The organism is Phytopseudomonas daroniae (assembly GCF_004327285.1).
GTDB classification, from domain to species: domain Bacteria; phylum Pseudomonadota; class Gammaproteobacteria; order Pseudomonadales; family Pseudomonadaceae; genus Aquipseudomonas; species Aquipseudomonas daroniae.
In genome coordinates, this window is record NZ_QJUI01000007.1 from 1 (window position 1) to 21,099 (window position 21,099).

At 63.1% G+C, this 21,099-nt stretch carries 12 protein-coding genes and 1 pseudogene; 7 read left to right on the forward strand and 6 right to left on the reverse strand.

The window, feature by feature from the left end; genetic code table 11:
• The first annotated feature begins 17 nt into the window (after window positions 1-17).
• The 7 genes from DNK06_RS09070 (at window position 18) to DNK06_RS09100 (ending at window position 16,522) form a co-directional block, all read left to right on the forward strand.
• Window positions 18-10,742 carry a T1SS-143 repeat domain-containing protein gene (locus tag DNK06_RS09070; protein WP_207391059.1) on the forward strand — a complete coding sequence of 3,575 codons (10,725 nt, stop codon included), beginning with the start codon at window positions 18-20 and terminating at the stop codon, window positions 10,740-10,742.
• 310 nt (window positions 10,743-11,052) lie between these two features.
• On the forward strand, window positions 11,053-12,333 hold the full coding sequence (gene hemA, locus DNK06_RS09075) for a glutamyl-tRNA reductase (RefSeq protein ID WP_131179705.1): 1,281 nt from the start codon (window positions 11,053-11,055) through the stop codon (window positions 12,331-12,333).
• Complete coding sequence (prfA, locus tag DNK06_RS09080; RefSeq protein WP_131179706.1) at window positions 12,330-13,412, forward strand: peptide chain release factor 1; 1,083 nt, start codon at window positions 12,330-12,332, stop codon at window positions 13,410-13,412. Before hemA ends, prfA begins: the two co-directional genes overlap by 4 nt.
• Before the next feature lie 88 nt (window positions 13,413-13,500).
• Window positions 13,501-14,334: a peptide chain release factor N(5)-glutamine methyltransferase gene (gene prmC / locus DNK06_RS09085; protein WP_131179707.1), complete on the forward strand. Its 834-nt coding sequence runs from the start codon at window positions 13,501-13,503 to the stop codon at window positions 14,332-14,334.
• Window positions 14,327-15,094, forward strand: a complete 768-nt coding sequence (locus DNK06_RS09090) for a molybdopterin-synthase adenylyltransferase MoeB (protein WP_131179708.1) — start codon at window positions 14,327-14,329, stop codon at window positions 15,092-15,094. The genes prmC and DNK06_RS09090 overlap by 8 nt, the downstream gene beginning before the upstream one ends.
• A complete protein-coding gene (murI, locus tag DNK06_RS09095; protein ID WP_131179709.1) occupies window positions 15,087-15,884 on the forward strand; it encodes a glutamate racemase in 798 nt (265 codons plus the stop codon). Before DNK06_RS09090 ends, murI begins: the two co-directional genes overlap by 8 nt.
• Window positions 15,885-16,003: 119 nt before the next feature.
• The gene (locus DNK06_RS09100) at window positions 16,004-16,522 is read left to right on the forward strand and encodes an acyloxyacyl hydrolase (protein WP_131179710.1); all 519 of its coding nucleotides are present in this window, start codon (window positions 16,004-16,006) and stop codon (window positions 16,520-16,522) included.
• Between the two features lie 89 nt (window positions 16,523-16,611).
• Here DNK06_RS09100 and DNK06_RS09105 read toward each other — a convergent pair whose 3' ends face one another.
• The 6 genes and pseudogenes from DNK06_RS09105 to DNK06_RS09130 all read right to left on the reverse strand — a co-directional run bounded on the left by DNK06_RS09105 (window position 16,612) and on the right by DNK06_RS09130 (window position 21,073).
• Window positions 16,612-16,929, reverse strand: coding sequence for a YkgJ family cysteine cluster protein (locus DNK06_RS09105; RefSeq protein WP_131179711.1), 318 nt, complete (start codon window positions 16,927-16,929; stop codon window positions 16,612-16,614).
• A 39-nt stretch (window positions 16,930-16,968) separates the two neighbouring features.
• Window positions 16,969-17,472: a DUF2878 domain-containing protein gene (locus DNK06_RS09110; RefSeq protein WP_131179712.1), complete on the reverse strand. Its 504-nt coding sequence runs from the start codon at window positions 17,470-17,472 to the stop codon at window positions 16,969-16,971.
• Window positions 17,465-17,602: pseudogene (locus DNK06_RS09115) on the reverse strand (SAM-dependent methyltransferase); the annotation flags it as partial. The gene DNK06_RS09110 and the pseudogene DNK06_RS09115, both read right to left, overlap by 8 nt.
• A gap of 101 nt (window positions 17,603-17,703) precedes the next feature.
• Complete coding sequence (gene phrB, locus DNK06_RS09120) at window positions 17,704-19,152, reverse strand: deoxyribodipyrimidine photo-lyase (protein ID WP_165493698.1); 1,449 nt, start codon at window positions 19,150-19,152, stop codon at window positions 17,704-17,706.
• A gap of 11 nt (window positions 19,153-19,163) precedes the next feature.
• A complete protein-coding gene (locus DNK06_RS09125) occupies window positions 19,164-20,108 on the reverse strand; it encodes a MerR family transcriptional regulator (protein ID WP_131179714.1) in 945 nt (314 codons plus the stop codon).
• Complete coding sequence (locus DNK06_RS09130; protein WP_131179715.1) at window positions 20,105-21,073, reverse strand: YbgA family protein; 969 nt, start codon at window positions 21,071-21,073, stop codon at window positions 20,105-20,107. Before DNK06_RS09130 ends, DNK06_RS09125 begins: the two co-directional genes overlap by 4 nt.
• Window positions 21,074-21,099 lie beyond the last annotated feature (26 nt).

The window sequence follows — 21,099 nt, forward strand, 5'->3', positions numbered from 1 at the left end:
ACGGCAGTGTTCCGGCGTTGGTTACCCTGGATGACAAGGTCAAGGTCGGCGACACCCTGTTGGTGACCGATAAGGATGGCAACACCCTTCTCGAACGTCCGGTAACCCAGGGCGACCTGGACAATGGCGTGATCGTAGAGGTGCCGGTGGCACCGGGTGATACCGATGTCAGCGTCACTGCCAAGGTTACCGACCCGGCAGGTAACAGCGGCACCGACGATGACGAAAAACCGGTGGACAACGACGTCCCTGGCGTCACCGTCGAATTGCAGGGCGCCGGCCCGGACGGGGTGTACAACGAAGTTGAGATCGGCCCGGACGGCAGTGTTCCGGCGTTGGTTACCCTGGATGACAAGGTCAAGGTCGGCGACACCCTGTTGGTGACCGATAAGGATGGCAACACCCTTCTCGAACGTCCGGTAACCCAGGGCGACCTGGACAATGGTGTGATCGTAGAGGTGCCGGTGGCACCGGGTGATACCGATGTCAGCGTCACTGCCAAGGTTACCGATCCGGCGGGTAACAGCGGCACCGACGATGACGACAAACCGGTGGACAACGTGCTACCCATGGGTACGGTACCGAACCAGGTCGACGAGGATTCCGATGTCATCGACCTCGACCTGGCCGGGCAGATCAGCGACAACAGCGGCGGCCCGCTGACCTATAGCGCCAGCGGCCTGCCGGATGGCCTGAGCATCGACCCCTCTACTGGCAAGATCAGCGGCACCATCGACCGCTCGGCCAGCCAGAACGGCCCGAACGACGACGGTCTCTACCCGGTCATCGTCACCGTTACCGACCCAGCGGGCAACAGCACCGACATCACCTTCACCTGGACGGTGGCCAACCCCGTACCACTGGCCAATGACGACAACGCGACCACACCGGAAGACACTCCGGTAAGCGGCAACGTACTCACCGGCGCCGGTTCCTTCGATCCTGCCAGCGCTACCGACAGCGACCCGGATGGCGACCCGCTGACCGTGACCTCGTTCGTCGTCGCTGGAGATCCCGGCGTGCATCTGGCTGGCAGCACTGCGACGATTCCCGGCATCGGTACCCTTGAGCTGAACCACGATGGTTCCTACACCTTCACCCCGGATCAGGACTGGAACGGCACGGTGCCGGTCGTGACCTACAGTATCAGCGACGGCGAGGGCGGCACTGACACGGCAGAACTGGTCATCGTCGTCACTCCGGTCAACGACGCGCCGGTGGCAGAGCCTCCGGCAACCCCGCTGGATCAGACCAACCTGGATGCCGACAGTGTCACCACGGTGACCCTGGATCTGCCGAACCTGTTCAGCGATGTCGATGGCGACACGCTCATCTACAGCATCGCCGGCCTGCCGCCGGGGCTGAGTTTCGACCCGCTCACCGGCCAGGTTACCGGCACCATCGACCGTTCTGCCAGCCAGGGTGGCCCGGATAGCGACGGCGTCTACCACGTGACCCTGACCGCCACCGACCAGGATGGCGAAGAGGCGACGCAGACCTTCGCCTGGGCCGTGAGCAACCCGCCGCCGTTGGCCAACGACGACAACGTCGAGACCCTGGAAGACACCCCGGTCAGCGGTAACGTGCTCACCGGCGCCAGCTCCGACAATCCGGCCGGCTCCGCCGACAGCGACCCGGACGGCGACCCGCTGACGGTGACCACCTTCGTAGTTGCAGGCGACCCCACCGTGTATGACGCCGGCAGCACTGCGACGATTCCCGGCGTCGGCACCCTTGAGCTGAACCCCGATGGTGCCTATACCTTCACCCCGGAAGCCAACTGGAACGGCACGGTGCCGACCGTGACCTATACGATTTCCGACGGCGAGGGCGGCACTGATACGGCGGAGCTGGTGATCGTCGTCACGCCGGTGGATGACCCGATTCTCGTCGACGTGCCGACCGACCATACGGCCAGCACTCCAGACGGCAAGATTGACGATCAGGTGGTATTCGAAAGTGGTCTGGTGCACGGTTCCAACCCGGATGACGACGACATCACCGTTGATGCCAGCTTCACCATCAGCGCGCTGGACGGTCTGGCCAGCGTCACCATCGGCTACACCGACGCCAGCGGCGATCCAGCCAGCCTGGTGTTGAGCGCCACGCAAGTAGAGGCGCTGGGCACAGCGAACCAGACCATCGCCACCGAATATGGGAACCTGGTGCTCGACGGCTACAGCCTGGGCACCGATGGCATCATCACCATCGACTACACCTATACTCTGGTCAGCGCCCCGCAAGTCAGCGGCACTCACACCAGCGACAATTTCACCATCACCGCCGAAGATGCGGACGGCGATGAGGAAAGCGCAACTCTGGTGATCCGCATCGTCGACGACGCGCCATTGGCGGTGAGCGACATCAACGCCATCAGCGAGGACGCCACTGCGCCGGTGATTGGCGAACTGATCGGTGGCACCGCCGGCGCCGGCCAGGACACCGAGGGCGCCGACGGCGCGACGGTGAGCAAGATCGTCGCGGGCACTGACAACACCCAGATGGGCAGTACACCGACCGTGGCGGGCATCTTCGTCACTGGCCAGTACGGCAGTCTGACTCTCCATGCCGATGGCAGCTACAGCTACCAACTGGACAACGTCAATCTCGATGTTCAGGGGCTGATCGTGGGCGAGCAACTGGAGGAGGTATTCACCTATACCCTGACCGACGCCGATGGCGACTCCAGCGTGGCCACACTGACCATCATCGTCAATGGCACAAATGATGGTGTGACGGTCGACGTGCCGAACGACAATACTGTCACCACCCCGGACGGCAACACCGGCGACCAGGTGGTGTTCGAGAGCGGTCTGGGCAACGGCTCCAATCCGGATGACGACGACATCACCGTCGATGCCAGTTTCACCATCAGTGCGTTGGATGGACTGGCCCCGAACGGCGCGGTGACCATTGACTATATCGACGTCAACGGCGATCCGGCCAGCCTGGTACTGAGCAAGGCGCAAGTCGAGGCGCTGGGCACAGCGAACCAGACCATCACCACCGAATATGGCAACCTGGTGCTCGACGGTTACAGTCTGGGCATCGATGGCATCATCACCATCGACTACACCTACACTCTGGTTAACGCCCCGCAAGTCAGTGGCACCCACGTCAACGATGTCTTCACCATCGGCGCCAGCGACCGTGACGGTGACAGCAGTATCACCCAGAACCTCACGATCAAGATCGTTGACGATTCCCCGCAGGCGGTGAGCGACATCAACAGTGTCAGCGAAGATGCCACTGCGCCGGTGACCGGCGAACTGATTGGTGGAGCCAGCGGCGGCGCCGGTCAGGATACCGAAGGCGCCGATGGCGCGACGGTGGGCAAAGTCGTTGCCGGTACCGACAACACCCAGGCGGGCACTGCGCCGACCGTGGCAGGTGTCAATGTCACCGGACAGTACGGCACCCTGACCCTCCATGCCGACGGCAGCTACAGCTACCAGTTGGACAACGCTAACCTCGATGTCCAGGGCCTGATCGTGGGCGAGGAACTGGAAGAGGTATTCACTTACACCCTGACCGATGCCGACGGCGACGACAGCGTGGCCACCCTGACCATCACTGTCAACGGCACAAATGATGGTGTGGAGGTCGACGTGCCGACCGATCATACGGCCAGTACACCGGACGGCAAGATTGACGACCAGGTGGTGTTCGAGAGCGGGCTGAGCAATGGCTCCAACCCGAGCTTCAATGACACCGTGGTCGATGCCAGCTTCACCGTTTCTGCACTGGACGGTCTGGCCAGCGTCACCATCGGCTACACCGACGCCAGCGGAGATCCAGCCAGCCTGGTGTTGAGCGCCACGCAAGTAGAGGCGCTGGGCACAGCGAACCAGACCGTCACCACCGAGTACGGTACCCTGGTACTCGACGGCTACAGCCTGGGCACCGATGGCATCATCACCATCGACTACACCTACACTCTGGTCAACGCGCCGACGGTGGCGGGTGACGACACCAGCGATAGTTTCGCGATCACTGCCCAGGATCGTGACGGCGACGACAACAGCCAGGCCCTCAACATCAAGATCGTCGACGACGCCCCGGTCGCATCCGACCAGAACCCGATAATCCTGGGCGAAGGTGGGCAGACAGTGGGCACCGCCACCGGCGAGGCCAATCTGCGGGACAACGACACTCTGGGGGCGGATGGTGCCCGCGTGCACAGGTTCAAGTATATAGACGTCGATGGTGTCGAGCAGGAGTCCGGGCCCATCGCCGCCGGCGACTTTATCACCGTCATCACCCTGGACGGTGGCTCGCTGACCGTGCACAGCGACGGCGACTGGAGCTACACCAGCCCGCCGGCGAGCGACACCGGCGCTTCCGCCGGCCATGGCGCGCCAGGCAGTGCGACCGACGATAATCTCGCCGCGGATTTCCAGTATCAGTTGATCGATGGTGATGGCGATGTCAGCGGCTGGGCCACCCAGCCGATCACGGTCACCGACACCGAGCCGAATGTCGCCGGTACGCCGCCAGCGGGCATCGTCGAGGAAAAGTATCTGCCCAATGGTTCGACGCCGGATGCTGGCAATCACGCGCTCGGCGCCAGCGGGGCACTCGGCGTGGTGAAGGGCGCCGATGCCATCGACGTGACCTTCCCGGGTACGCTGGTCGCTCCGGCCGGCCTGAGCTCGGGCGGCGTGCAGGTGGTCTACGTCGTCAGTGCGGACGGCCATACGCTGAGCGCGACGGCCGGTAGCGGCGGGCCAGAGGTATTCACCGTCACCATCACCGATCCACACAGCGAAGCCGCGGCCTATGAGTTCATCCTGGCCGGGGCACTGGATCATGTGGTCGATGACGATGAGATCGAGCTGTCCTTCCCCTTCGTGGTAACCGATGCCGACGGCGATACCGCACCCGGCTCGTTCAGCGTGACCGTGGTCGACGATGCGCCGGTAACCGCCAAGGCCATCGAGGTCGACGAGGACGCTTCCGTCAGCTTCACCACCAGTGCGGACGCAACAGGCAACAACATCAGTATCGAGTCTGGCGATGGGCCGCAGCACGGCACGGTCACGGTCAACCCCGACGGCAGCATCACCTACGTGCCTGCCCCGGATTACAGCGGTGCCGACAGTTTCACCTACACCACCAGAACCGACCACGACAGCGTGGGCCAGCAGGTCACCGTGACTGTGACCGTCAACCCGCTTGCCGATGCGCCCGCCCTGGCCCACGACGCCTCGACTGACGGTGGGGCCAGTGCCAGCGTCTCTACCCCAGAAGACAACGATGTCACCCTGGGCCTGAAACTGCCGGTGATCACCGATAACGCCGACCAGAACGGCAGCGCTACTCTGGGCGATCACCCCGAACGTCTGGGCGCCATCACCCTGACTCTGTCCGGCGACGGCGCGATGGCGGGGGCGATCCTGACCAAGGCCGATGGCACACCGCTGGTCGCCAGCGGCGGCAGCTATACCATTGTCATCGTCGAGACCAGTGGTGACAGCGACGTGGATACCGACTTGCACGTCAGCGATGGCCTACTGACGGGGGCGGGCGTCAACTACCTGACCGCAGCCGAGTACGAGGCCCTGAAGGCCACTCCAGCCGAGCACCACCATGAGAACTTCACGGTCGGCGTCAGCGTCACCAGCTACGAAGTCGACGACAGCGGCGTGAAACTGGTGGATGTGGAGGGTGCCACCAGCACCCAGACCATCACCGTCTACGTTCAGGCGGTGACCGACGATGCGCAACTGCTGTTCGACACCAGCGTGACCACCGGCACCAACATCGACGGCGTAAGTTATACCGGCAACACCGAGGCCACTGTCACCCTCAAGGAAGACACCGACTTCAACGTGAAGGATATCCTCAGCGCGTCGTTTCAGGATCTGGACGGCTCCGAGGTGCGCTCGATAACCGTCACCAATAACACCGGGCAGGCCATCCTGGTCAATGGCACGCAGTTGGCGGTAGGCGCAAGCCGCGATATCCCCGCACAAACTGGCAGCGATGGTCAGACCGGTGATATCGCCAGCTTCCCGGCTATCAACATCGGCGCGGTCGGCGACTACAGTGGCGATCTCAACGGCATCGGCATCCGTATCAACGCCCAGGACAAGGACGCAGACGGCTTCCAGGGCACGCCGGGCAATTCGGGCAATCCGCCGAATGGCGTTGTCGAGGCCGATACCAGCAACAACAGTGTGATCCTGAACCTGCACATCACCCCGGTTGCCGGCGATGTGGCGGCGGGGAACGTGACCACCGAGGAAGATACCGCGGTAGCCTTCCTGCAGCATGTGCAGGTCACCGACACCGGCACCGGCACCGAGGTCATCGACAAGGTGGCTTTCGAAATCCCGAGTGGCTGGCAGGTGACCGAACCAACCAACAACGGTGGCTGGAGTGTTTCCGGCGACGGTTCGACCGGCGACCCCTACACCATCACCTTCGACGGCAGCCTGAGCGAAGCTCAACGTGAGGCCGTGCTGGATGGCTTCATGATCAAGCCGCCGGCACACAGTAGCAAGGATGCGGAGATCATATTGAAGGTCACCTCGACCGATACCAATGGCACCGACAGCCATCAGGTCGAGGATCAGGAACTGAGCGTCCGGATCACCGTCACCCCGCTCGGCGAGCGTGTCGACAGCGACTCGAATGGCCAGAACGGCAACGACGTGACCATGAGCGGCGACCACCTCTATACCGACCATGGCAAGGAAGACGAGTGGTTCGAGTTGAACTCGGAAGGCTTCGACCTCAAGACGCCCTGGAGCAACGAGGACGGCAATGGCACCGTCAATGGCGGCCCCGTTGGCGGCAGCGAGGAAACCTTCGCCCGCTTCACGCCTTACACGAATGCCGACGAGGAACTGGATGGCTCGTACTTCCAGTACAGCGATGGTGCCGATTGGATCACCGTGCCCTACAACGGCTCGCCGGTGGACATCCCGATCGAATACCTGGACACCGTGCAGTTCAAGGGGCCGCACAACTTCAAGGGCGTGGTCAAGATCAAGGTCGAAGCCGTCACCATCGACCATGATGAAGACGACAACAACGCTACCAATACCCAGGTCTCGGGCGAGTCCTGGCTGACCAACCTGATCCTCGATCCGGTGGCCGACCAGGTGACCCTGAAGGTGGATGCGCGAATTACCGCCTACGAGGATGCCGGTCGCGATGGCAGCGCCCCGATTCAACTGAACATCCGTCCGACCAGCGATGACCCGAGCGAGACCTTCAACATCACCATCAAGGGGATCCCGGACGGCGCCAGCATCACTTACGACGGTGTTACCTACGCAGTGGGCAGCGGGCTGACGCCGGACGGCAATGGCAGCTACCAACTGGAGCTGATCGACTTCGACAATAGCAAGCAGCCAACGCTGATCCCGCCGAAGGACAGCAACCAGACCATCAATCTGTCGGTCGAGGCGGTCTCCGTCGATACGCTGACCTATATCGATAAAGATGGAATAGAGCAGACGATCACTTCGTCGCCGAGTGCTGCGCACATCCTGCCGATCACCGTCACCCTGCTGGGCGTACCGGACGAGCCGTCGATGACCATCGACAACGATCAGGTCTATGTCGAGGACAACCTCGACAACAACGGTAACCAGGTGGAGCTGCGTGAGCTGATTACCTCGCTGGCCTCCGGCGAGACCTCAAACGACGGTTCGGAAACCATCACCCTGCGCATCAGTGGCCTGGCCGATGGCTTCAGCGTGGTGGGCGCCGGCCCGGTGGTCGGCAATGCCAGCGGCACCGACCGGGTCTGGGTGGTGACGCCCGCGCAGATCGCCGATGGCTCGGTGAAGATCCAGGTGCCGGCCAACTATAGCGGCACGGTGCAATTGACCGCGCAGCCGGTAGTGACGGAGAGCGACAACCCGTCGGAGACCTTCTTCGCGCCGCAGAACGTCGAGTTTCAGGTCACGTCGTCACCGGAGGCGCAGCTCAACATGAGTTCCAGCATGATCGAGGATCAGCTCGGCCGGCTCGACCTGTCGCCCGACTACAAGAATGGTGATACCGACGAAGAGATCAGCGCGGTGCGCATCGAGGCAGTGGATGGCGTCACCTTCTACAGTGATGCCGCCGGCACCCAGCCACTGGTCGCGGTGGGTGGCTGGTACGAGATCAGCGGTGTGGATGCGGTGAAGAGCATCCATGCCAAGGCGGGTGCCAACTTCAGCGGCGATATCGTGCTGAACGTGCAATACAAGGTCACCGATACTGCCCAGGACGGCACCACCGGGCCGGTGGAAAGCGGCTGGCAGAACACCAGCCATACCCTTGAAGTGCAGCCGGTGACCGACCCGGTCGACCTGGCCCTGACAGCGATCAACGGCCAGCCGGGTGCTGCCTATCTGCTGACGGCAGAAGGCACGGTCACCGTCAGCCTGGACATCGCCAAGGAGCCCGATGCCAACGCCGGCAACGCCAGAGACTACGATGGCAGCGAGCGACTGACCCATATCCTCATCCAGGGTGTGCCGAACGGTATGGCGGTGCAGGGCGGGATATTCACCGGTGCTGGCCAGTGGTTGCTACCGGTCGGCGAGCAGTTCAACGGAGATATCGCCAAGAGCATCGTGTTCAGTGTCAACGGTAATAGCGGCGCGCTCGACAACGTGCCGATCACCATCACTGTGGTGACCCGCGATGGCAATGCCGAGAGTACCGAGGAGGCCAGCATTACCTGGTACCTGAGCACCGACTTCGCCCTGGGCGAGGAAGGCAAGCTGCCGACGGTGACCCTGGGCGAGATCATCGCTCCGCAGAGCGAGGATGGCCCGTTCACCCTGGATCAGGTGGTATCCGCCACAGTGGATACCAGCGGCGCCGATCAGGCCAGCTTCGATATGACCATTACCCTGCGCACTGCGCCAGGCGACGGCACCACGTTCCCTGGCATGACCCAAACGGAAGCGGTCGAGAACGGCCAGCCGGTGGTGCTGTGGACCACCACAGTGACGGGCGTGACCAACGCCACCGTCCAGGATGTGCTGAACAATGCGCTGGCGGGCATTACCGTCATCCCGCCGACGAATGCCAATGGCAACGCCAACAACCTCGGCGGCGACCTGCCGCTGGATGTCACCGTGACCCTCCACAACAACGGCGTGCATAGCGAAGGCCACGTCGAGCCGCAGGTCGAGCTGGCGCCGGTCACCGACAAGGCGACAGTGTCGATCGTCGCCGCGCCGGTAACCGAGGGCGAGCCGATCGATATCGCTATCACGGTTTCCAACCCGGCCGATCAGGGCGGCGACTGGAGCGTCGTCGACGGCAAGCTCTATCTGCAACTGGATGGCACGGGTATCCCAGGCGAGCTCAGCCAGGGTGCTGCGCCGCTGGCCCTGCAGGATGTGAGTGGCGTACCGGGGCTGAGCGATGGCCAGTACTACGTCATCGACGGCGTCACCCCGGACACCGTGCTGAACCTGACCTATACCCCGGCCGGTACGCATGACAGCGGCAGCGTCCAGCTCCAGGCCTGGGTGCAGAATCAGGAGAACGGCGGCGCGGCGATGATTTCCGCAGGCCAGGGCAACCTGACGGTCAATCCGACCAACACCGCCCCGGAAGTGACGATAGCGGCCACTGGCACCGAGCATGACGGTGTGACCAAGACGCAGGCGCAGTTGAACATCACCGGTACGCTCCTGCCGGACAGCGGTGAGACCCTGCAATCGGCCTTCATCGAGGGGCTGCCCAAGGACTTTACGGTCTGGTATGGCAACAACGCGGATGGTTCGGGTGCCGTGCTGGCCAGCAACGCCGGAGGCAGTACGACCAACACCTGGTCCATCCCCGTCTCGGGCAATGCCCTGCCGGCCTATATCGGCATCCAGGCTCCGGCCCACTGGAGCGGCACGCTGGAAGACCTCAGGTTGTACCTGGTCAGCGGCGAGCCAGGTAACGAGCCGACTGCCTGGCCGGTCGAGTTCGACCTGAGCGTGGCACCGCAGGCGGACGGTATCGAACTGCGACCGACTCTCAGTTTTGGTACGGCGGGCGAGGTGATCGCCCTGAACCTGAACGCAGAGATGAAGGATCCGGTGGCGGTCAACGCCAACGATAGCCATCACGAGCTGACTACCCTGGAACTGAGCGGCTTCCCGGATGGTAGCAAGGTGGTGTTCTATGCCGACGGTGTCGAGCTGGTATCCACGTATGACGCAGACACCAATCAGCACACTCTCGCGGGCCTGACACAGGAGCAGTTGAATGGGCTGGGCTTCCTCCATCTGGGCACTGGCGGTGTGAAGGACATCACCGTCACGGCCTGGACCCAGGAGGTGGATGCCAGTGGCAACCCGGTGGGCGTGGTCAGCAGCGAAGCGTCGACGACGCTGCAGATCAACGTCGCCGACAAGCTGCCGACCAACAACGCTGACAATCTGCTATGGAGCGGCGAGGCGATCGACGGTCGTGGCGGCGAGGACACCATCCAGCTGCGCTACGGCGAAAGCCTGAGCGGCACCGAGCTGGCCAGCAACCTCAGGAGCATCGAGGTGCTGGATCTGTCGGCCAAGGGCGCCAACGCGATCACCGGACTGACCGCCCAGGACGTGCTGGATATCGCCGGCGGTAACCTGCTGACGATTTTGGGTGACGACGAGGACTCGGTGGCGCTGGGCAGTGGTTGGATGCCAGGTGCCGATGTGAACGTGGGCGGCGATCTCTATCATGCCTACACCAACGGTGCCGCTACCCTGTACGTTCAGGAGCACGTACAGGTCATCGATTAGCCGCGGTGGGTTAGACGCACACCATCAGGGCTTGCCGTTCGACGAGTGACAGACGCTGTAAACCCACTGAGCGGGGCGCTGGACTCCGCTTGGCGCTCGGTGGGTTACGCATCGCTGTAGGGGTGGTAGGTTTGTGGTCTGGTCATTTGCGGATTCGCCGCTAATCCACCTTACGGGCTATTGGTCGTATTGAGTAATTCTCATTGCCGACGATCGAGGCTCGCTATCGTCGCCATGCGGTGGGCAATGGTTGTCCTACCTCGACCGAAGTAGGACAATTGGCGGCTTCCACCCCCTGTCAGCGACGTGCATGGCCTTTATCGCCCTCGGTATCAACCACAAGACCGCTTCGGTGGATGTCCGCGAGCGCGTGGCTTTTACTCCAGAGCAGCTGGTAGAGGCGTTGCAGCTGCTTTGCCGGCATACGCCAAGCCGTGAGGCGGCGATTCTGTCGACCTGCAATCGCAGTGAGTTGTACCTGGAACAGGACGGCCCGGGCGTCGATGCCGTACTCGGCTGGCTGGCCGATTATCACCATTTGAGCGTCGACGAGCTGCGTGCCTGCGCTTACGTCCACGAAGACGATGCGGCAGTTCGTCACATGATGCGCGTGGCCTCCGGCCTCGATTCCATGGTGCTGGGCGAGCCGCAGATTCTCGGCCAGATGAAGTCCGCCTTTGCCGTTGCCCGCGAGGCCGGCACCCTGGGCCCGTTGCTCGGGCGTTTGTTCCAGGCCACCTTCAGCACCGCCAAGCAGGTGCGTACCGACACCGCCATCGGCGAGAATCCGGTATCGGTAGCGTTCGCTGCCGTGAGCCTGGCCAAGCAGATATTCTCCGACCTGCATCGCAGCCAGGCGCTGCTGATCGGCGCGGGCGAGACCATCAGCCTGGTCGCCCGTCACCTTCACGATCAAGGAATCAAGCGAATCGTCGTGGCCAACCGTACCCTCGAGCGTGCCAGCAGCCTGGCCGAACAGTTCGGCGCGCACGCCGTGCTGCTTTCCGATATCCCGCAGGAGCTGGCGCACAGCGATATCGTCATCAGTTCCACCGCCAGTCAGCTGCCGATTCTCGGCAAGGGCGCGGTGGAAAGTGCCCTGAAGCAACGCAAGCACAAGCCGATCTTCATGGTCGATATCGCCGTGCCGCGGGACATCGAGCCCCAGGTTGGCGAGCTGGACGACGTCTATCTGTATACCGTCGACGACCTGCACGAAGTCATCGAAGAAAACCTCAAGAGTCGCCAGGGGGCTGCCCAGGCCGCAGAGGAACTGGTCTCCGTCGGCGCCGACGACTTCATGGTGCGCCTGCGCGAACTGGCCGCAGTGGATGTACTTCGGGCATACCGGCAGCAGGCCGAGCGCCTGCGTGACGATGAACTGGCCCGCGCCCAGCGCATGCTCGCCAATGGCGCCGCTGCCGAAGACGTACTGGCACAGTTGGCCCGCGGCCTGACCAACAAGCTGCTGCACGCGCCCAGCGTGCAACTGAAAAAATTCTCCGCCGACGGGCGCGTCGATGCGCTCGGTGTGGCCCAGGAGCTCTTCGCCCTCGAAGAAGGCGCGTCGTCCAATAAAGGCATGCAATGAAAGCTTCGTTGATCAACAAACTCGACATGCTGCAGGATCGTTTCGAAGAGGTCACGGCCCTGCTCGGCGATGCCGAAGTGATCGGCAACCAGAACCAGTTTCGCGCCTACTCCAAGGAATACGCCGAGATCGAACCGGTGATCATGGCGTTCCGCGAGTTCCGCAAGGTGCAGGCCGATCTGGAGGGCGCCCAGGCGCTGCTCAAGGATAGCGACCCGGACATGCGCGAAATGGCCGAGGAAGAGGTCGACACGGCGAAGGCCCGCCTGGTCGAGCTGGAAGACAGCCTGCAGCGGATGTTGCTGCCCAAGGATCCCAACGACGGTCGCAACGTGTTTCTCGAAGTGCGTGCCGGTACTGGCGGCGACGAGGCGGCGATCTTCTCCGGCGACCTGTTTCGCATGTACTCGCGCTATGCCGAGAGGCAGGGCTGGCGCGTCGAAGTACTGTCGGCCAACGAAGGCGAGCACGGCGGCTTCAAGGAAGTGATCGCCAGGGTCGAGGGCGACAACGTGTTCGCCAAGCTCAAGTTCGAATCCGGCGCGCACCGCGTGCAGCGTGTGCCGGAAACCGAATCCCAGGGGCGCATCCATACCTCGGCCTGTACTGTGGCCGTGTTGCCCGAACCGGACGAGCAGATGGCCATCGAGATCAACCCGGCCGATCTGCGCGTCGATACCTATCGCTCCTCGGGTGCCGGTGGCCAGCACGTCAACACCACCGATTCGGCGATCCGCATCACCCACATTCCCACCGGTACCGTGGTCGAGTGCCAGGAAGAGCGCTCGCAGCACAAGAACCGCGCCAAGGCCATGGCCTGGCTGGCGGCCAAGCTCAAGGATCAGCAGGATGCCGCCGCGCACAAGGAAATTTCCGACACGCGCAAGCTGCTGGTCGGTTCCGGTGACCGCTCCGAACGCATCCGCACCTACAATTTTCCTCAGGGCCGGGTCACCGATCACCGTATCAACCTGACCCTGTATTCGCTCAATGAAGTGATCGCCGGTGGCGTCGACGCGGTGATCGAACCGCTGCTCGCCGAATACCAGGCCGATCAGCTGGCCGCGCTCAGCGATTGACCACCGTAGCGGCAAGCTGCAAGCCACAAGCCGCAAGTGGGTGCGCGGGAGCTTGTAGCTTGAGGCTTGCAGCTTGAGGCTTATAGTGATGGCGACCATCGAATTTCTGCTCAATGCCGCTGAACTGCCGGACTCGCCCAGTGCCCGCCTGGATGCCGAGCTGCTGCTGGCCCATGCCCTTGGCAAGCCGCGCAGCTATCTGCGCACCTGGGCGGATCGTGAGGTCGAGGCCGACGCGGCTGTGCGATTCGCGGCCAGCCTGGCGCGCCGACGTAACGGCGAGCCGGTGGCGTACATTCTCGGCCGGCAGGGTTTCTGGAGCCTGGATCTGGATGTCGCGCCGCATACCCTGATCCCGCGGCCGGATACCGAGCTGCTGGTGGAGACCGCGCTGGCGTTATTGCCTGGCGGCCCGGCGCGGGTACTCGACCTCGGTACCGGTACGGGCGCTATCGCCCTGGCGCTGGCAAGTGAACGCCCGGCCTGGCAGGTGACCGGGGTCGATCGGGTCGACGAAGCCATTGCCCTGGCGGAAGGCAATCGGGCACGCCTGGGTCTGGCGAACGCCGCGTTCGGGTCGAGCCACTGGTTCGACGGGCAGTGCGGCGAGCGCTATGGACTGATTGTCAGCAACCCGCCCTATATCGCCAGTGACGACCGCCATCTGGACGAGGGCGATGTGCGTTTCGAGCCGAGCAGCGCGCTGGTTTCGGGCCTCGACGGCCTGGACGATATCCGTCTGATCATCAGGCAGGCGCCCGATTATCTGGCGGCTCCCGGCTGGCTGTTGCTCGAGCATGGTTTCGATCAGGCCGAGGCGGTGCGTGATCTGCTGAGCCAACGCGGTTTCGCCGAGGTTCACAGTCGGCGCGACCTGGCCAATCATGAGCGCATCAGCCTGGGGCGGTGGCCGCATGAATGAACACTTGAACGATGAGGAGCTGCTGCGTTACAGCCGGCAGATTCTGCTGTCGCAGATCGATATCGATGGCCAGTTGCGACTCAAGAGCAGCCGCGCACTGATCGTCGGCCTCGGTGGGCTCGGCTCGCCGGTAGCGCTGTATCTGGCGGCGGCCGGAGTCGGTGAGCTGCACCTGGCGGATTTCGATACTGTCGACCTGAGCAACCTGCAGCGGCAGATCGCTCACGACACCGCGAGCATCGGGCAGAGCAAAGTGGATTCGGCGTTGGCTCGGCTGGCGGCGCTCAACCCCGACATTCGTCTGCATGCCCATCGCCAGGTGCTGGACGCGGACTCCCTGGCAGCAGCGGTGGCGGCGGTCGATCTGGTGCTCGATTGCTCGGACAACTTCGCCACCCGCGAGGCGGTCAATGCCGCCTGTGTCGCCGCCCGCAGGCCGCTTATCAGTGGCGCGGCGATCCGTCTGGAAGGGCAGCTTTCGGTGTTCGATCCGCGTCGTGCCGACAGCCCCTGTTACCACTGCCTGTATGGCCATGGCAGCGAAGCCGAGCTGACCTGCAGCGAAGCGGGTGTGGCTGGGCCACTGGTCGGCCTGGTTGGCAGCCTGCAAGCGCTGGAGGCCCTGAAGCTGCTGGCCGGTTTCGGTGAACCGCTGGTGGGGCGGCTGCTGCTGATCGATGCTTTCGGCTCGCGCTTTCGTGAACTGCGGGTCAAGCGCGATCCGGGTTGTGCGGTCTGTGCGGGCAACGCCCATGAGTGAAGCGCCGATAGGGGTGTTCGATTCCGGCGTCGGTGGCCTCACGGTGTTGCGAGAGATCCGTGCGGTGCTACCGCACGAGTCGCTGCTTTATGTGGCCGATAGCGGTCACGTGCCCTATGGCGAAAAAAGCGCCGAGTACATCCGTGAGCGCTGCCGGGCAATCGCCGAATTCCTCCTCGTCCGGAATGCCAAGGCCCTGGTGCTGGCCTGCAATACCGCGACGGTGGCGGGTGTCGCCGAGCTGCGGGCGCTTTACCCACAGCTGCCTATCGTGGCCATGGAGCCTGCGGTCAAGCCTGCCGCCGCGGCGACCCGATCCGGCGTGGTCGGTGTGCTGGCTACCACCGGCACGCTGAAAAGCGCTCGTTTCGCCGCGCTGCTCGATCAGTTCGCCAGCGATGTGCGGGTGGTCACCCAGCCTTGTCCGGGGTTGGTCGAGTTGATCGAAGCGGGGGATCTGGACGATCCGGCGCTGCACGAGTTGCTGCGTGGCTACGTCGAACCACTGCTCGCCGAGGGCTGCGATACGTTGATTCTCGGCTGCACCCACTACCCCTTTCTCAAACCATTGCTGAGCCAGTGGCTGGATCCGTCGATCAGCCTGATCGACACCGGCGCTGCCGTAGCACGGCAGCTACAACGGCTGCTGAGTGAACGAGGGTTGCTGGCCGCAGGGCCGGCAGCGCCAGATCGCTTCTGGTGCAGTGGTGAACCATTGCTCATGCAAAGGATTCTGCCGCGGCTGTGGGGCAGCGCCGAGTATGTAAACAGTTTTACCCAAGAGCGTTAGTGGGCTATTGGCCATTAAATATTTTTAGAACAAATGGAACTCAGAGCAACTCTGTAACTATAGTTTTTCCGTGCTTCACTTAAACAGAATCCGTGATCCCTATAAAAAGGATGTTTCCAATGAAGAAGCTGGTTGGCTTGGCCGCTGCAGTTGCGTTGTCTCTTGGATCGGTAACAGCAGTTCAGGCCGCGGGAGTGACCTTTTCTGCAGGTCAGTCAGGTGATTCCACCATGGTTTACCGTCTCAGTGCTCAGTTCGATTTCAACAGCCGCTGGTTCGAAAGTAGTGTCGGCCACTTGGGCGGCTACTGGGATGCTGGTTACACCTATTGGGAGGGTGATGATACGTCCACCAACCACAGCATCTCCTTCGCGCCGGTATTCGTCTACGAATTCGCCGGGCAGAACGTCAAACCCTACCTGGAAGCCGGTATCGGTGTGGCAGCGTTTTCCAACACCAAACTCGAGTCCAACGATCTGGGTTCCTCGTTCCAGTTCGAGGATCGCATCGGCGCTGGCCTACGGTTCGCAGGCGGTCACGAAGTCGGTATTCGTGCGATTCACTATTCCAACGCCGGCCTCAAGAACCCCAACGATGGCGTCGAGGCTTATACCGTACATTACCGCCTGAATTTCTAAGTCGGTCGCGTTGCCACATCCTGAACCGGGCCTCACGCCCGGTTTTTTATGCCTGCAGTAAGTTCGTGGCGAGGCCGCGGAGAGCACTGTCAGCGATAGGCATCGCGGATGCCGCGGCGTTCCTCCAGGCATTCGGGAGCGCCCAGTTCGAACTCGCGGCAGATCAGTGGACGTACCGAATAGATGGTGCAGCGCATGGTGTCGCGATCCAGTGCGGCGCACCAGCCGTCATCCAGCCTGCGCATCACCTCGCCGCCCCAATCGTCGTTGTCGATAAAGCGCCGTGGCACGCCGGTATCGGTGATCAGCATCACTTCCAGCTGGCAGCAGCAGGCCGCGCAGGTGCTGCAACTGACCTCGGTGTTTTCGGCAATCTGGGTATGGGGGATGTAGTGGTTGGCGCTCATGGGGTTAGTTTACGCCAGGCGCCGTTGCTCTGAGAGGATTCAAGCCGGGCGGTCGTTCGCCGTGTGGAGCCTGGCGAAACCGTGCAACACCGGCAGCACTACCGCCCAGATCAGTGCCAGCAGGGCCAGCGTGACCTCGGCACCGTAAGGGAAACTCGCTCCGGTCAGAGCGGCGCTCGCATAGTAGGACAATGGCGCGAAGCAGGCGCCGAGCAGGCTGGCGCGCCACCAGGGCCGCGCTGTCCAGGCCAGACAGTGGCACAGCGTAGTGCCGAGCAGCAGCCATAGCAGCGCCAGCCACAAGGGGATGAGCTGGCGAGGTTCGCCGAAATAGAAGACGCCGAATTGCAGCAGAAAGCTGTCCACCGCGCTGCCGAACAGGAACACGCTCACCAGCAGTTTGCCTTCGCGCTGCCAACTGCCAATGTAAAACAGGTGCACCAGCATGATCACCGCCACCAGCCACAACCAAGGGCCGCCACCGAGTACACAGGTGAACCAGCCGATTTGAAAGAGGATGGCGTTGAGCAGGTTTTTAGGCACCGAATCGTCCGAGCAGCTGTTGGGGGGACGCTGCCGGTTTGGCCAGCAGCATTTGAGCGGTGTCGATGGTGCGCTCGATAAAGCCGCCTTCGCAATAGCCGCGGTAGAAGTCCCACAGTCTGAAGACGAAATTTGTCGGATCCTGGATGCGCCCGTAATGCAAACGATGTAGCCCGCCGAGACGATCCAGGTTGTGCTTGCCCAGACTGGTGAGGCGCTGCAGGAATTCGTTCACGAGGGCTCGTTTGCCGATGGCAGGTTCTTGAACGCGTCCAGAGCACGCTGGCGGCTGGCGCGTAGGTCGACGATTGGCAGTGGATAGTCCAGGCCTGCTGCAAACAGACCGTCCTGCCCTTTGCGGCCGGCATGAGGATCGTGAATCGCCTTGTCGCTGAGCGTGGCCAGTTCCGGCAGCCACTGACGGATGAAGCGACCATCCGGATCGAAGCGCTGGGACTGGCTGACCGGATTGAAGATGCGGAAGTAGGGCACCGAGTCGGTACCGGTCGAGGCGCTCCACTGCCAGCCGCCATTGTTGGCAGCCAGATCGCCGTCGATCAGGTGACGCATGAAGAAGCGCTCGCCTTCGCGCCAGTCGATCAGCAGGTTCTTGGTCAGGAACATCGCCACTACCATGCGCAAGCGGTTGTGCATCCAGCCGGTGGCCAGCAACTGGCGTATCGCTGCGTCGATGATCGGAATGCCGGTGCGTCCTTCCTGCCAGGCTTGCAGGTCGCTCCTGGCATCACGCCACGGCAGGGCTTCGGTTTCCGGGCGGAACGCGCGGTGCATGGACACGCGTGGGTAGCCGACCAGGATATGGGTGTAGAACTCGCGCCAGATCAGTTCATTGACCCAGGTGACGGTGCCCTGATTGCCGCTTTCGAACTCGCCCTGATTGATGTTCAGCGCCGTGTGCAGGCACTGGCGTGGGGAAACCACGCCGGCGGCCAGGTAGGCCGACAACTGGCTGGTGCCGGGGCGAGCCGGGAAGTCGCGGTTGTCGTGATAGCCCTCGATCCCTTCACCGGCGAAGCGCTGCAGCCGCTCCCGAGCGGCTTGCTCGCCAGCCGGCCAGGCATCACGCAGCGCCTGGCTCGGCGGCTCGAAGCCGGAAACGCTATCCGGCACCTTGTCGCCGTTGATCTTCAGTCTGGCTTGCGCCTTTGGCAGTGCCACCAAGGGCGGCAGGGCGTTGTGCAGACGCTGGTAGCAGATCCCACGGAACTGGCTGTAGACCTTGAAGTAAGTGCCCGTGCGCGTCAGCACGCTGCCGGGCTTGAACAGCAGACGATCGAGGTGGCTGTGAAAGTTGATGCCGAGCCCATCCAGTACGGCTGCGACGCCATGGTCGCGCCGGGTTTCATTGACCCCATATTCCTCGTTGACGTGTAGCGCGCTGGCCTCCAACTCCTGAGCCAACGCGCCCAGGATTTTGGGGACAGCGCTCCACTCATCGGCTTCACGAATCAGCAGCGGTACGTTGAGGCGCTGCAGCTCCCGGCTCAGTTCAGCCAGGTTGCGCAGCCAGAAGTCCACCTTGCTTGGCGCATCGTCATGCCGTTGCCATTGACCGGGGCTGAGCAGAAATACGGCCACCGTCGGCCCGGCCCGCATGGCGGCGGTCAGCGCGCCGTTGTCGGTGACGCGCAGGTCGGTTCGGAACCACATCAGTTGCAGCATGGGGCGTCCTATTCGAGCAGATGGCGGTCGGCGAGTGTTTGCAGCGCGGCGAGGGGATCGGCCATGAAGGCGATATCCGCGCCTTTGGGGGCATTGGCGAGCAGTTGCCCGCCGCGGGCTTCGTCCTCGATGCCGACCAACAGGCAGGGCACGCCGTGGTCGCCCAACCAGTCATGCAGCGACGACTCGGCATCGGTATTGGAGTCCGCCTCGCAGAACAGCAACAGGGCACGGGGTTGCAGTCGGGCGATGGCCAGCGCTAGTTCGTTGGCGGGGATTGGCCCATCGAAGGCATCCACCGGGCAACCGGCGGTGCCGATCAGCCAGGCGCACAGCCACAACTGCGGCGACATCGGCACCTGGCACAGGTTGATCAGCAGCAGCGGCTTGCCATTGTGCTGGCGGTTGTCGTGGTAAACCCGAGCGCCGAGCTTGCTGCGCAACCAGCTGTGCAGGAACAGCCGCTCGGTTTTCGCGCCGGGGCGTTGTGGCCAGCGTTCTTCCAGGGTTACCAACAGCGGCAATAGCAGGTGCTGGCAGAGAATCTGCGGAGGGTAGAGCGCCTGTTCGGCGTTGAAACGTTCGTCCAACTGGCGCTCGTCGAGCAAATGGATGGCGTGGCACATGCGCTCGCGTTTTTCCTGCCATTGTGAAGCCTGTTCGGCCGGCAGCGGCTGGTCGGCACGCAGCAGCCCCTTGACCTGACCGACCGATACACCGCGATTGAGCCAGCCGAGCACGGCGTGAATGGTCTGCACCTGTTCCGGGGAGTACAGGCGATGACCCTTGGCGGTGCGGTGCGGCACGATCAGGCCGTAACGCCGCTCCCAGGCGCGCAGGGTGACCGGATTCACGCCAGTGCGGCTGGCCACCTCGCGGATCGGCAGGTAGCCGTCGGCGATGGCGCCGCGGTAAGCCCCCGCGTTTGGCTCGGGTGAGGTTGGCTGGTTCATAGAGCGTTCCGCAGGCTGAGGTTTTCCGGGTGCGGTTGCAGGTAAATCTGCTGCGCGATGTAGCGATCGGGATGTTGGCGGAAGTGGTGCTTGAGCAGGGTCAGCGGCACCACCAGGGGCACGATGCCATGGCGGTATTGGCCAATGAGCTGCTGCATTTCCTGTTTTTCCGCCGTATTCAGGGCGCCCTTCAGGTAGCCACTCAGGTGCTGCAACACGTTGCTGTGGGTGCCGCGAGTCGCGCAGCGCTTCAGGGCCGTCATCAGTTCGCTGATGTAGTGCGCGGCCAGGCTGTGCAGATCCTGCCCGGACAGATCGCCGAGCAAACGGCCGAGACGCTTGTAGCGCAGCGGGTCGGTGGCCATCAGCAGGTATTTGTGACGTGCGTGAAACTCAATCAGCTTGCCGCGGCTCAGGCCGGTTCGGCACAGGGCCTGCCACTGCGCGTAGGTGAACACCCGCGTCAGGAAGTTCTCGCGCAGCACCGGGTCGTTGAGCCGGCCGTCTTCCTCGATGGGCAGGTTCGGGTGGCGTTCGCACAGCACACGGGCGTAGAGCCCGCGGCCCTTCGGCTCGCTGGGGTGACCATTGTCCTGATAGACCTTGACCCGCTCCAGGCCGCAGGACGGCGATTGCTGCATGACGATGTAGCCGCTGATGGGCGGCAGATCGGCAGCCACCTGCTCGCCATAGGCGGTCAGGGCGTCGGTGTGATCCTGGTCAGGATGTACGGTGCCCACGGCACGTGGCGCTGCCGGGTCACCGACCAGGCGAATCGGCTCGCGCGGCGTACCCAGACCGATGGCGACTTCTGGGCAGAACGGCACGAACTCGAAATAGTCGCTCAGTTGATCCAAGCACAGCCTGGAAGCCTTATGGCCGCCGTTGTAGCGCACTTCGGCGCCGAGCAGGCAGGCGCTGACGCCAAGCTTGGGTTTTTCGCAGTGGAGTGGGCTGACTGGCATGGCGAACCTTCGAGAATGTGCTTGTA

Excerpts from the sequence above, each read along its gene's own strand:
- DNK06_RS09105 (WP_131179711.1), bottom strand. The coding sequence starts at position 16,929 with ATGAGCGCCAACCACTACATCCCCCATACCCAGATTGCCGAAAACACC.
- DNK06_RS09125 (WP_131179714.1), bottom strand. The coding sequence starts at position 20,108 with ATGAACCAGCCAACCTCACCCGAGCCAAACGCGGGGGCTTACCGCGGC.
- hemA (WP_131179705.1), top strand. The coding sequence starts at position 11,053 with ATGGCCTTTATCGCCCTCGGTATCAACCACAAGACCGCTTCGGTGGAT.
- DNK06_RS09100 (WP_131179710.1), top strand. The coding sequence starts at position 16,004 with ATGAAGAAGCTGGTTGGCTTGGCCGCTGCAGTTGCGTTGTCTCTTGGA.
- DNK06_RS09130 (WP_131179715.1), bottom strand. The coding sequence starts at position 21,073 with ATGCCAGTCAGCCCACTCCACTGCGAAAAACCCAAGCTTGGCGTCAGC.
- prfA (WP_131179706.1), top strand. The coding sequence starts at position 12,330 with ATGAAAGCTTCGTTGATCAACAAACTCGACATGCTGCAGGATCGTTTC.
- murI (WP_131179709.1), top strand. The coding sequence starts at position 15,087 with ATGAGTGAAGCGCCGATAGGGGTGTTCGATTCCGGCGTCGGTGGCCTC.
- DNK06_RS09090 (WP_131179708.1), top strand. The coding sequence starts at position 14,327 with ATGAATGAACACTTGAACGATGAGGAGCTGCTGCGTTACAGCCGGCAG.
- prmC (WP_131179707.1), top strand. The coding sequence starts at position 13,501 with ATGGCGACCATCGAATTTCTGCTCAATGCCGCTGAACTGCCGGACTCG.